The sequence below is a fragment of the Asticcacaulis sp. genome (assembly GCF_051956075.1).
Lineage (GTDB): Bacteria > Pseudomonadota > Alphaproteobacteria > Caulobacterales > Caulobacteraceae > Asticcacaulis.
Genome location: NZ_JBQCGA010000028.1, coordinates 1 through 12099, shown reverse-complemented (window position 1 = coordinate 12099; position 12099 = coordinate 1). Strand labels below are relative to the sequence as shown.

15 protein-coding genes are annotated in these 12099 nt (G+C 62.0%); 8 read left to right on the top strand and 7 right to left on the bottom strand.

The window, feature by feature from the left end; genetic code table 11:
- Positions 1 to 94: 94 nt before the first annotated feature.
- A complete protein-coding gene (locus ACTHLA_RS07340; protein WP_440186729.1) occupies positions 95 to 922 on the bottom strand; it encodes a GIN domain-containing protein in 828 nt (275 codons plus the stop codon).
- Positions 923 to 1074: 152 nt separating this feature from the next.
- On the opposite strand from ACTHLA_RS07340, the gene ACTHLA_RS07335 reads away from it, so the two are divergent.
- On the top strand, positions 1075 to 1893 hold the full coding sequence (locus ACTHLA_RS07335) for a carbonic anhydrase (RefSeq protein WP_440186727.1): 819 nt from the start codon (positions 1075 to 1077) through the stop codon (positions 1891 to 1893).
- Here ACTHLA_RS07335 and ACTHLA_RS07330 read toward each other — a convergent pair.
- Together ACTHLA_RS07330 and ACTHLA_RS07325 are read right to left on the bottom strand one after the other, a co-directional pair.
- Positions 1890 to 2780: a hypothetical protein gene (locus tag ACTHLA_RS07330; protein ID WP_440186725.1), complete on the bottom strand. Its 891-nt coding sequence runs from the start codon at positions 2778 to 2780 to the stop codon at positions 1890 to 1892. The two genes, ACTHLA_RS07335 and ACTHLA_RS07330, sit on opposite strands and share 4 nt — an antisense overlap.
- A gap of 61 nt (positions 2781 to 2841) precedes the next feature.
- Positions 2842 to 3645, bottom strand: coding sequence for a hypothetical protein (locus tag ACTHLA_RS07325; RefSeq protein WP_440186724.1), 804 nt, complete (start codon positions 3643 to 3645; stop codon positions 2842 to 2844).
- 200 nt (positions 3646 to 3845) lie between these two features.
- Here ACTHLA_RS07325 and trmFO point away from each other — a divergent pair, with 200 nt between their 5' ends.
- Both trmFO and ACTHLA_RS07315 read left to right on the top strand, forming a co-directional pair.
- Positions 3846 to 5270, top strand: a complete 1425-nt coding sequence (trmFO, locus tag ACTHLA_RS07320; protein WP_440186722.1) for a methylenetetrahydrofolate--tRNA-(uracil(54)-C(5))-methyltransferase (FADH(2)-oxidizing) TrmFO — start codon at positions 3846 to 3848, stop codon at positions 5268 to 5270.
- 22 nt (positions 5271 to 5292) lie between these two features.
- Positions 5293 to 6018: a DUF1353 domain-containing protein gene (locus ACTHLA_RS07315; RefSeq protein ID WP_440186720.1), complete on the top strand. Its 726-nt coding sequence runs from the start codon at positions 5293 to 5295 to the stop codon at positions 6016 to 6018.
- On the opposite strand, the gene ACTHLA_RS07310 is transcribed toward ACTHLA_RS07315, so the two are convergent.
- From ACTHLA_RS07310 to ACTHLA_RS07300, 3 genes are all read right to left on the bottom strand, one after another.
- Positions 6015 to 6686, bottom strand: a complete 672-nt coding sequence (locus tag ACTHLA_RS07310; RefSeq protein WP_440186718.1) for a squalene/phytoene synthase family protein — start codon at positions 6684 to 6686, stop codon at positions 6015 to 6017. The genes ACTHLA_RS07315 and ACTHLA_RS07310 overlap by 4 nt on opposite strands.
- Positions 6687 to 6764: 78 nt before the next feature.
- Complete coding sequence (locus ACTHLA_RS07305) at positions 6765 to 8978, bottom strand: S9 family peptidase (RefSeq protein ID WP_440186847.1); 2214 nt, start codon at positions 8976 to 8978, stop codon at positions 6765 to 6767.
- Between the two features lie 134 nt (positions 8979 to 9112).
- Entirely contained in the window at positions 9113 to 9355 is a 243-nt protein-coding gene (locus ACTHLA_RS07300; protein WP_440186716.1) for a putative signal transducing protein, read from the bottom strand.
- A gap of 144 nt (positions 9356 to 9499) precedes the next feature.
- Here ACTHLA_RS07300 and ACTHLA_RS07295 point away from each other — a divergent pair, with 144 nt between their 5' ends.
- Genes ACTHLA_RS07295 through ACTHLA_RS07275 form a run of 5 tightly spaced genes read left to right on the top strand, consistent with a single transcriptional unit; the run spans position 9500 to position 11841 of the window.
- Entirely contained in the window at positions 9500 to 10405 is a 906-nt protein-coding gene (locus ACTHLA_RS07295; protein ID WP_440186714.1) for an ABC transporter ATP-binding protein, read from the top strand.
- On the top strand, positions 10405 to 10647 hold the full coding sequence (locus tag ACTHLA_RS07290; protein WP_440186712.1) for a hypothetical protein: 243 nt from the start codon (positions 10405 to 10407) through the stop codon (positions 10645 to 10647). The genes ACTHLA_RS07295 and ACTHLA_RS07290 overlap by 1 nt, the downstream gene beginning before the upstream one ends.
- A 60-nt stretch (positions 10648 to 10707) precedes the next feature.
- The gene (locus ACTHLA_RS07285; protein ID WP_440186710.1) at positions 10708 to 11124 is read left to right on the top strand and encodes a hypothetical protein; all 417 of its coding nucleotides are present in this window, start codon (positions 10708 to 10710) and stop codon (positions 11122 to 11124) included.
- Between the two features lies 1 nt (position 11125).
- Entirely contained in the window at positions 11126 to 11605 is a 480-nt protein-coding gene (locus tag ACTHLA_RS07280; protein WP_440186708.1) for a DUF2975 domain-containing protein, read from the top strand.
- The gene (locus ACTHLA_RS07275) at positions 11605 to 11841 is read left to right on the top strand and encodes a helix-turn-helix domain-containing protein (protein ID WP_440186706.1); all 237 of its coding nucleotides are present in this window, start codon (positions 11605 to 11607) and stop codon (positions 11839 to 11841) included. The genes ACTHLA_RS07280 and ACTHLA_RS07275 overlap by 1 nt, the downstream gene beginning before the upstream one ends.
- A gap of 187 nt (positions 11842 to 12028) precedes the next feature.
- On the opposite strand, the gene ACTHLA_RS07270 is transcribed toward ACTHLA_RS07275, so the two are convergent.
- Positions 12029 to 12099: hypothetical protein (locus tag ACTHLA_RS07270; protein ID WP_440186845.1), on the bottom strand; the 71-nt coding region annotated here is incomplete at its 5' end.

Below are 12099 nucleotides of genomic sequence, written 5' to 3'. Positions count from 1 at the left end.
AAAATCTCCGGCAGGCGGACCTGCCGGAGATCATGGTTAACACAGGCGCTTTCTGCGTAAAAGAACGATTCCGCATCAGGCGAACTGACGCCGCCTACTGGCCGATAATCACCTTGCCGGACCCCATGATCGAGCGCGACACATTGCCGGTGACCGCATGGACGCGCACATCGCCGGAGCCGACGATATTGACCTCAAGATCGCGCACCGTACCGCCGTGGCGCACATCGCCAGATCCCGCGATATTGACCTCCAGTTTCGGCGACTGGCCGGAATCGATCTTCACATTGCCCGAACCGCCGATATTGACCTCGACCGGCCCGTCAACGCTGTTGAGGGAAATATCGCCATTGCCGCCGATATTGGCTTCCAGCGCCTGCGCCGCGCCGCCGTAAAAATTACCGGAGCCGCCGATATTGACCTCGGCGTCGCCCATCTTCCCCGCCGTGACGTCGCCCGAACCGCCAATGCTGATCTCGGCCTTGCCAGAGACGTCGCCGACGGTCCATTTGCCGCAACCGCCTTCGCCGAGGTCGAGCGACTGACTGGCGCGCACCTCGCCCCAGGTCGCGCCGCCCGCCGACACCTTGGCGTCCATGGGCGTGCGGATATAAACTGTCGGCAGATCGGCCATCGCTACGAAGCCGAGCCCCGGCACATTGGCGCCGTCAACCTTGCAGTTGACGCCGTGATTGCCGAGCTTGCCATCGGCCACCAGTCGCGAGCCTTCGCTATGCACCATGATGACCGGAACCTTGGCCTTGCCATAGACGACGCGCAGATCGACGTCGGACCGGTTTTCTGGAATCACCACGACGCGCGCGGCGATGTTTTTGAGGCTGACCTCGGTATGAGCCTGCGCCGCGCCTGCGCCGGTGACGGCGGTGATGGCGGCGGCGGCGATGAAGAGAGTCTTGGACATGAGATAATCCCCGCAGAAGTTATGGCCGGATTGTGGCTACCTCGGCCCCATCGGGCAACTTAATTGCGTGTCATGAAGCGTTTGTAATCTCAGCGCTTTAATCTGAGGGATGACCTTAACCTCCATTAACCATTTTGCGGCAAGGTTTCGCCATGCACAAGATGAGTCGCCCCCTGTCCATAAGTCTGAATCTGAGTTGCGCTCTGGTCTTCGCCTTGAGTCTGAACGCCTGCGCGAAAAAGCATGACGCGCATGATGCGGCGGGCGGGCATGCCGATTCCGGTCCGGTGGCGAAATGGACCTATGACGGCGACACCGGACCCGATCACTGGGCGTCGTTAGGCGGGGGCTCCAGCGTCTGCGGCACAGGCCAGCGCCAGTCGCCGGTCGATATTTCCGGCCAGGTCAAGAGCCAGACCGGCAAGGTAAGGCTCAACTACAACTCCGCGTCCGCCACCATCCAGAACACCGGCAAGACGGTCCGCATCGTCCCGCAGAACGGCGGCGGTCTGGTGCTGGACGGCGATCAGTACGATCTCAAGGCCATAGAATTCCATTCGCCAAGCGAACATGCGATCAATGGCCATCATTCGACGCTGGAAAGCCAGTTCATCCACGAGGACAAGCAGGGCCACAAGGTGATTGTGGCGGTGCTGTACGATATTGGCGTCGCAGATCCGATGCTGGCCTCGCTGTGGACCTATCTGCCCAGCGATCCGGGCCAGCCCGTGCCGATGTCCGATCTGCTGATCAACGCGCAGGACTTGTTGCCCGGCACAGAGGATTTCTATGTCTATGCCGGTTCGCTGACCACCCCGCCCTGCACCGAGGGCGTGACCTGGATGATCTATTCGTCGCCGCTCAGCATTTCGGCGGAGCAGGCCGACGCCTTCTCACGGCTGATCGGCCCCAATGCCCGCCCCATCCAGCCGCAGCACGACCGCAGCTATTTCCACCTGACGGGCTATTAAGCGGCTGTCGCCGGTTTGCCCAGAGCGCGTATCTGCCGGTACGCCGCGATCGGCGCGGCCATCAGAATGCTGGCGGTCAGCGGCGACATGACGCCGCCGGTCAGAAAGAGATAGAGAATTACGGATGGCTGGCCGAGCGCCGCGAGACTGCTCATATCGAGGCCATCAGCGCCCTTTGCCGAAGTCATGCCGCTGGCCAGCACCAAGGCGCCATCGACAACCTGCATGCACAGGAACATCACCACCAGCGCCAGACCAAAGGCAGTCGCGTAGCCAACGAACAACGACCAGAAGCGGTCGCGGGTCAGCTCGAAACTGCCCCAGATGTTCAGGCGCGCCTCATCAAAGGTCTGGGCGGCGTTGAGCGACAGGCGCAAGCTTAGCCAGCCCGCAAAGCCAAGTCCCGCCAGCGAAGCCAGCGCCGACAGCCCTTCGCCCGCCGCGCCCGGCAGGGCCTGAACGCTGGCCTCGCCCAGAACGACAAAGCCGACCATGGCAAGGACGCGCACGAACAGCATGACGATTTCAACAGCGATCAGAAGGACTTCATGCTTGCCGAAGCGCAGAAAGCCAAAGCGCTCGTCAGACTCGCCCTCTACGGCGCGGCAGATCGCCGCCGTCATGACGGCGGAGGTTAGAATGTAGACGGGCATGCCTGCTGCAAGCGCAGGCGCGATTTGCGTCATCAAGGCGATTGTGGTCTGCGGGTCCGGCGACTGAACGGCGACATGCGACAATTCCGCCAGCGCGGGCCCCGCCATCACGGTCGTTATGACGGCGATCAGACTGTTGCCGATCAGGGTGAGCAGGCCCCAGAACAGGATCAGCTTAGGTCTCTGCCGGATCAGGCGAAACCCCTCAAACGCGAAGTCCAGCGACAGGTTCATGCGTGTGGTCAAATCCCGGCCCCGAATCCACGGCCTAAGCGCCGTCTTGTTGCGGATTCGACTATTTAGCCTGTCCCTGCCGCATCTGCCTATAGGCGGAAGCGAAAAATCCGGCGCTCAAAGGTAAAATCACGGCGACCGCTATCAGGCTCAGCGTGATATGCGCGACCATGGCGGCGTCGGAGGTCGCAAAGTAATGCAGCATCAGGGCCGCCGCTGGCGCTGGCGCTACGACCAGCAAGACGCCGAACAGCAGTTTAAATCCTGCGCCTTCGCTCAGACCAAGCGCATTAAGCGTCACAATCCGACGCTCCGCGACGCTGGCCACGTACATCAGCGACAGGCGCACGCTGAGTACGAACAGCAGCAGAACCGCTAAACCCGCATAGACGATGAAGGCCCAGTCCAGCCCCTGCGCGCGCTCAAACACCGCCGAAACAGCGCTCATCGTATCGACATAGCCATTCCCAAGCCCGGAAAGGCTGAAGGCCAGCATGAAGACCATGACCAGGGTCGCGGCGATCAACAGGAGAAACAGCATCATGACGATCTGCGCGATCAGCAGCCGCAATTCCGGCCTGCCAAGCTGTACGCCGCCCAGTCCCAGCCCCTCAATACGCGCCGCCTGAGCGAAAGCGGCCACTCGGTAGAGCGCGCCCAACGCCATCAGTTTCAATAGCCAGAGCAGAGCCAGCAGCCCCGTCGCCGCAACAGCCGTCGGCGCATAGTCCAGCGCAAACGGCGCCGAAATCATCGCCGCCAACATGGCCAGCAGGACCAGCCATGCGCCAGACCACGCCGTCGGCAAGAATCCGACCGACTCGATCAGCGCCTTTTTGAGCGAAAATGCCGCCTTGTGCCCCATCTGTCTCCCCGCGCGCCCGATTGGCGGGCCTATAACACCCTTAACCTCTATTTGAGACAAATCCCTTCGCCTGAGAAGCTTATTTCGTTAACGCGCGGCGTTTTACAGCAAGGCACGGCAAACGCGCCACATCTTACCAAGACCACATCTTACCCAGGCCACATCTTCACAGCGGCGCACGCATGATGTACAGCCGCCGCATGTCAAATACCCTTTCTCCCGTACACGTTATCGGCGGCGGTCTGGCCGGTTCCGAAGCCTGCTGGCAAATCGCTTCCGCAGGCGTTCCCGTCGTCCTGCACGAAATGCGCGGCGCGATCCGCGATGGCGCGCCTATCAAAACCGACGCCCACCAGACCGAGGACTTCGCCGAACTGGTCTGCTCCAACTCGTTCCGTTCGGACGATTGGGAATATAACGCCGTCGGCCTGCTGCACGCCGAGATGCGGCGCGCCGGGTCGCTGATCCTGTCCTGCGGCGATGCGCATCAGGTGCCGGCGGGCGGCGCCCTGGCCGTGGACCGCGACGGCTTTGCGCAGGCCGTGACGGAGGCGCTGTCGCAACACCCGCTGATTACCGTGGTGCGCGAGGAGGTCACGCGCCTCGACGACAAGCCGTGGGAAAACGTCGTCTGCGCCACCGGGCCTTTGACGTCGGAAAGCCTGTCGCGCTTCGTGCTGGATGTCAGCGGCGAAGGCCAGTTGAGCTTTTTCGACGCCATCGCGCCGATCATCCACTACGACTCCATCGACATGTCGAAGGCGTGGAAACAGTCGCGCTACGACAAGGAAGGCCCCGGCGGCGACGCGGCGGCCTATATCAACTGCCCGATGGACAAGGACCAGTACGAGGCCTTTATCGACGCCCTGCTGAACGGCCCGAAGGCCGAGTTCAAGGACTGGGAGCACGTGCCCTATTTCGACGGTTGCCTGCCGATCGAGGTCATGGCCGAACGTGGGCGCGAGACCCTGCGCTATGGCCCGATGAAGCCGGTCGGCCTGACCAATCCGCACAATCCGACAGTTAAACCTCATGCCATCATTCAGTTGCGTCAGGACAATGCGCTGGGCACCCTCTACAATATGGTCGGCTTTCAGACCAAGCTGAAGCACGGCGCGCAGGCGGATATCTTCCGTATGATTCCGGGGCTGGAAAACGCCCAGTTCGCGCGTCTGGGCGGTCTGCACCGCAACACCTTCATCCAGTCACCAAAAATCCTCGACCGGAATCTGAGACTGAAGGCGCTTTATCCTGAAAAATCCGTGCGTTTCGCCGGACAAATCACAGGCGTTGAAGGCTATGTCGAAAGCGCGGCCATCGGCCTGCTAGCCGGGCGTTTCGCCGCCGCGCAGGCCCTGGGGCGGGTCTTGCCGGAACCACCGGAGACGACGGCGCTGGGCGCCTTGCTGAACCATATCACCATCGGCCATCTGGAGGGCGGCGCCTTCCAGCCCCAAAACTTCCAACCTATGAATATCAATTACGGTCTGCTGCCTCCGCTTGAAGCGCCGAAGCACGATCAGGACGGCAAGAAAATTCCCGTCAAGGATCGCGGCCGCGCCAAGAAGCGCCTGATGTCCTTGCGCGCCTTGCACGACTTTGACGCCTGGCTCAATATCGCCTGAATGTCACGATAAACGCCCCGTCATGCGCCGCATCCTGCCTCTCGCCCTCGCCGCCCTGCTCATGCTTAGCGCCTGCGCCAGCGAAACCACGATCAAGACCGTCTATGTGCCGGTCGAAGCGCCGGTGACGCCGTCCTCGCTGACGCCGCAGCCGATCATGCTGTTCAACCAGACCAAGCAGGGCCGCAAGCTGTTCACACTCGATGCGGAGTTCCCCTATTGCGACCCGGTGACCGGCTGGGTGATCGTGGTGCCGAAATGGTATGTCACCGACTTCGCCTCGGTGCCGTGGTACGGCCAGAGCCTGATCGACCCTCAAGGCCCGACGGCGCGCGCCGCCATCGTGCACGACTGGCTTTACACCATCGGCGAGCCGGGCAAGCGCGAGGTTGCGGACGCCATCTTCTACCGCGCCATGCTCAAATACGGCGTCTCCGACTTACAGGCGCGTATCGCTTATAACGCCGTGCGCACTGGCGGCGACGCCGGATACGGTCTGGCCTCGGATTGGGTGTTCATCGACCCGACGCGGCAGGATGTGCGCCAACCGCCGCCCTTCGCCAAGCCGAGAACCGGCGCGGTGCGAATCATGCCCGGATGTAAGGGCTTCGATCAGTTGATTGCCAGCGGCTGGCGCGCCTATCCCGACAAGCCCGTGCAAATCGCCGTGCCGCAGCCCACTGTGGTGACCGAAACGCCGCTCGACAAGCTGACCCAGAGCCTGCCGTGGGAAAAGAAGAAGAATTAAATCCTTCCGGTAAGAAACGCCGTCAACATTTTGATACGCTTAATCAAAGGACCGGACGTTTGACCCCGCCACAAGGCCGTCGCGGTGACGGCCGGAAGGGCCAGCGGCATCAGCGAGGCGGGCAATTTACGTGCGACGGATGCGGCCTCGCGGCGCAGGTGCGCCAGTTCGGCCTCGCCGCCATCGCTTAAACCGCGCCGCGCCTTCAACTCCGCCATGCCGTAAAGCCGCGCGACGTGAAGCAAGGACGACGCCTCAGCGTCCGCATCCATCCGTTGCGCCGCCAGCCGGGCCACGATGACCTCGCCGCGATCCACAATCTCAAGCGCCGTCCCGGTCGTCAGAGCGCCCTTGTCGAGCAGCGGCGTCTGGCCTTCGATCAGGTCGTAAAAGGCGCGCGGCGCAAGGCCCCACTCAAGGATCAGCGCCTTGATCGACTCGGTGAGCGGGTGATAGCGCACAGGCCGCCCCTGATCGATCTCCTCAATCGCCTCCCACCACCAGCGCAGCCGGATTTCGCCCATAAGCGGCTCGGTGACCCGCGCCGGAATGGCGCGCAGGGTTTCCAGAAAGGCAAACAGATCAAGGACGTCCGCGCGCGCCTTCTCATCGGGAATAAAGGCGCAGGCGAGGATCATGTCCTCTTTGGCAGGCAGGGAGTCAGACACGAAAGGCGCACCCGGAAAACAAAAATCCGGCGCAACCTAACGGATTGCGCCGGAGATAGAAACGCCGAGGCCGAAAAATCAATCTTGCGGCTTGAGCTTGCGGTTGAAGAAGTCGAGATCAAGCAGGAAGCGTTGCAGATTACGCTCATTGCCCTTCAGACCGTGGCGCTCGCCCGGATAGAGCATCAGCTCGAACGGCACGCCCTTCTTTTGCAGGGCCAGCATGACGCGGGTCGAATTGGCGAACTGCACATTGTCGTCGGCCATGCCCTGCATCAACAGCAAAGAGTCCGGTTTCAGATTGTCGATACGGTTCAGCACGTCCGACTTGGCGTAGCCGGTCGGATTGTCCTGCGGCGTGGACATATAGCGCTCGGTATAGGCGGTGTCGTAAAGCGCCCATTGGGTCGGCGGCGCGCCCGCACGTCCCGCAGCGAACGGCGTATCCTTGGCCGTCAGCGCCATCAGAGTCACAAAACCGCCCTGCGACCAGCCCTCGATGCCGATATGCGCGGCATCGACGTAAGGCAGGGTTTGCAGCCACTTGGCGCCCATGATCTGATCGTCGATGTCCGGGCCGCCGAACTGCTTGTAGATGCTGCGCGTGAACTTGACGCTGCGCCCCGGCGTGCCGCGATTATCGAGTGAGAAGACGATATAGCCCGCCTCCTGCAACAGACGCAGTTGCGGCGACACCCAGGTCTTGGTGACGGTCTTGGCGGCTGGTCCGCCATAGATGGAGACGATGACCGGATATTTCTTAGCCGGATCGAAGCCCTTGGGCTTGAGCATATAATACTCAAGCTTTTCGCCATCCGCCGCCGTCAGTTCGCCAAATTGCGGCGCGCTGTATTCGTCCTTGTAAGGGTAATACGGGTGCGAGGCGTCGAGTTTGTTTTCCTCGATCCAGCGCAGACGCTTGCCGTTACCGTCATAGAGCGCGGTCTGCGGCGGGGTCTGCGGATCGGAATAGGAACCGATAAACGCCTTGCCGCCGCCGGACACCGAGGCGTTCCACCAGCCACCCGCCGGGGTCAGGGCCACCGGCTCGCCCGGATGCTTGTAATTGACCTTGTAGAGACGGTGTTCGGTCGGCGTGTCCTTGCAGGCGGTGAACCAGATGTCGCCGGTCTTTTCGTTGACATCCTCCAGCGCATCCACCGGCCAGTCGCCGTGCGTGATCTGACGGATCAGCTTGCCGTCAGCGCCGTAGAGGTAGAAGTGCTTCTCGCCGTCGCGTTCGGACGGCCAGATAAAGCTGCCGTCGGACAGCAGGCGGAAATCGTCATAGACCTCAACCCAGGTCGGCGAGGTTTCGCTGAGGACGACGTTCGACTTGCCGGTCGCCGGGTCGACGCGCAGCAGGTCCATGGTCTTCTGATCACGGCTCAGGCGCTGCACATAGAGCGCCTTGCCATCCTTCGACCAGTTGACGCGGGCCAGATAGATGTCGGGATTGTTGCCCAGATCGACCTTGACCGGTTGATCCTGCCCCAGCGTCTTGATGTAGAGTTCCACGACCGCATTGGGCGTGCCGGCGAACGGATAGCGCTGATCGGCCGTGGTCACGCCGTCGCCGCCGATCTCGACGCGCTCGGCGACTTTGACGCCGCTTTCGTCGGATTTTTCATAGGCGATCTGCCTGGCGGTCGGGCTCCACCAGTAACCCGTGTAGCGGCTCAACTCTTCCTGAGCGATGAATTCCGCCGTGGCATAGGAGACGGCGCCCTCGCCCTTCGGCGTCACCTGCGTTTCGGCTCCGCTGGCCAGGTCGCGGACATAGAGGGTCTGATCGCGCACATAGGAGGCCGATTTGCCATCGGGGGACAGCTTGGCGTCCACCTCGTCGCCCGGCGTGTCGGTCAGACGTTTGACGGCCTTGGTGGCGCGATCGACCATATAGATGTCGCCGTCCAGCGGCACAAGAATGGATTTGGAATCGTCCGACCAGTCATAGGCCACCACGCCGCGCGCCGAGACGCGCATGCGTTCGCGACGCGCCTTTTCGGCCTCGGACAGAGCCTTGTCGGGGGAAGACAGGCTGTCGGCGTCGATCAGGCGATAGGGCTCTCCGCCCTTGACCGGCACGGCCCACAGATCCTGGATATGGGCATTGTCTTCCTTGGGCTTGAGGAAGGTCAGAAGCTCGCCGTCCGGCGACAGTTTGACGCCGACCGCGCGCGGGCCGCTCAGGTCAGGATCGGCGAAGACGCGCTGCGGGGTCAGGGGCGTGGCCTCGGCGGGCGCGTTTGCGGCGGCGGGCGCTTGGGCCATTGCGACTCCGGTCATCATGGTGGTGGAAAGAAGAAAAGCGCCGAAAACGACGGCGGAGGCGCGCCTGATGGACATGAACAGCTCCCGATTAAGACGCGCGACGCTAGAACGCACAGGCGGAGCCGTCAAGGCGGTTGCAGGCGCAACCAGGCTCAATCCCAACCGTTGGATTTCAACGGCCTGAGTTCCGCTTCAAGACCCGCATCGGTCAGCCAGCGGCGCGCCTTGTCGTGATGGTCATCGGGCACAAGCACACGTTTGGGAAACATGCCGATAGAGCCTTCGGCGGAGCTGATTGCCTGATCGGCGACGAAATAGGGGATGTCGGCCTCCTTGAGCAGCGATTCCACGAAGGAGATCAGGGCGGGATTATTGGTGCGGATCAGGTCTTTCATAGGCGAAGCCTAACCCGATGCGTGAAGGCGGGGAAGCCGTATTTTTCTGTCCGCCGCCCATCCAATCGCAATATAAATTTTAATTAAGACTTTAAATATGGACTTTAATTCAGACTTAAATATTTTAGCGGCAGGAGACGACACATGCCCCCCTGCCCCGCGATTATAACCCATGGCCTGAACCGCCGTTTCGGCGCCTGGAGCGCCGTGACCGACGTCGATCTGACGGTGGAGGCCGGACAGATATATGGCTTTCTGGGCCATAATGGCGCCGGCAAGACGACAACCATTCGCCTGTTGCTGGGGCTGTTGCGCCCAAGCGGAGGCAAGGTGCTGATCTTTGGCCACGACCTGGCGCGTGAACGCCGCGCCGCCGCGCGCCTGACCGGATCTCTGCTCGACGCCAGCGCCGCCTATCATCATCTGACTGGATATGAGAATCTCGACCTGACGCGCCGCCTGCTCGATCTGCGTCCGGCCGAGATCGACCGGGTCCTTGAGATCGTCGATCTGACAGCGTCCGCGCAGCGTTATGTGCGCAACTATTCACTGGGCATGCGCCAGCGTCTGGGTCTGGCCAGGGCTCTGCTCGGCAATCCCCGACTTCTGGTTCTGGACGAGCCGCTGAACGGGCTGGATCCGGACGGGATACATGAGATGCGCGCCATCCTGCGCCGTCTTTGCGACGCGGGCGTCACCCTGTTCATGTCCAGTCACCTGCTGTCCGAGGTCCAGCAGACGGCGACCCATATCGGCTTGATGCAGGATGGCCGCCTGGTTGCGCAGGGCGCCGTTACGGACCTTCTGGAACGCCTGCCCAGCGATTTGATCATTCGGGGGAAAGGGCCCGTGGACTCCGTACTGCGACAGGCGGGCTATGCCCCGCAGGACGAAGACGCAAGCTGGCGGATTGCGTTGACGGGCGGTCCTGAGCAGGCGGCCTCGATCAATCGCCGCCTCGTCGAAGCGGGGTGCGATATTTCCGAAATATCCATCCGCCGCGCGACTCTGGAATCCTTCTATCTTCGCAATCAGGGAAAGGTCCACTGATGCTGCGCGACCTCATTATCGAATACGCCAAACTCAAACGCACCCTGGCTGTGGCGCTCTGTCTTGTCGCGCCAAGCCTTGCCTCGGCGCTTCTTGTGCTGATCTGCCTCAGAAGCGCCGGGACGCCCTGGATCGGGGTGATCATGAATGTCACCGCCATCTGGGCCTTTTTTGTCCTGCCCATGACGCTGGCCGCCCTGAGCGCGCTGCTGGGTCAGATCGAACACGGGCCGCAGATGTGAGACCATATTCTGTCCCTCCCCGTCCCGCGCTGGCGCTTGTTCACCGCCAAGGGCATGGTGATGATCGGTCTTATCGCGCTCATGTCCGCCCTCTTGCTGATCGAGGTCGTCGCAAGCGGCGCTATGTTGCGCATATTCGCCCCTCAGCACGCACCTGCGGGCGTCTTTCCGGGACGCGTGTTCGTCACCGTTTTGGTCGAGATCGCGGCGGCGGGTCTGTTCACGGCGATGATCCAGCTTTGGGTCGCCCTGGCGGCGCGCAGCTTTGTGGCGCCGCTGACGGTGGGGATCGCCGGCGCCTTTTTCGCCATTGGCGCCATGAGCGCCAAGGAAGCCATCTTCATTCCCTGGGTCATGCCGATCAAGGTGTTGCTCGATCACGGCGCGCACGCGATGCTGGCGGTCCAGCTCGGCCTGTGGGGCGGACTTGTGACCTGGCTGCTGATGATCCTGCACCTCAGCCATAAGGAGGCCTGATATGAACGCCGATGCGTTTCGCCGCAACAATCTCATCCTGAAAGGGACGGCCAGCCTCATCTTTATGGCGCTGGTCCTGATTATGATGATGTTTCCGCTCTCCATCCTGCTCAGCCCGCACATGACGACGGCCCTGGCGATTCGTCTGTCCGTGCCCTGGTTGCCTGGCCTGTTCTATGTCGCCATACTGTGGCGACTGCGCGGACTGTTCGCGGACCTTGCCGCGGGCGGCGCACAGTTCAGTCGCAGACTTATCGACGCGCTGGCCAGCGTCGGATGGCTGCTGGCGGCGGGCGCTGTGATGAGCCTTCTGGTCAATCCGCTTCTCAACCTGCTCTTGCCGCCGCACCGGATCGGCGGGCTGATGATCTTCGATCTGCCTGCGCTGGCCCTGGTCATGGTCGGGGTGACGCTGGTCCTGCTGGCGCGCATGCTGACGCGCGCCATAGCCATGCAGGATGAGCTGGAGAGCTTTATCTGATGCCGGTGCGTGTGAAGCTCGACGCCGTGCTGCAAAAGCGTCGCATGACCGCCCGACGACTGGCCGAACAGGTCGGTCTGTCGGAAACCCAGATGTCCATGTTCCGCTCCGGCAAGGTGCGCGGCCTACGCTTCTCGACTCTGGCTCGGATATGTTTCGTCCTGAAATGCGAGCCTGCCGACCTTTTGAGCTATGAGCGCGACGAAGCCGATATGACCAACGGCGACGAGGACTGACACACAAAACCCCTGCCGGTGTCCCGGCAGGGGTTTTGCTGAGTTAGTCGTGCAACCCATAAGAAAACTTACGGGTGCAGGGACAATGTCCGCCTTTCGCATGGCTCCGGGCGTTCGTCGCGGAAATCGAGACATTTAGTCTCGATTTGCATCCGGTTTGCGCTTGCGCGCAAACCGGCGCTCCTCACTACTCTACAATTTTCGAAACAACGCCGGCGCCGACGGTGCGGCCGCCTTCGCGGATGGCGACGCGCAGGC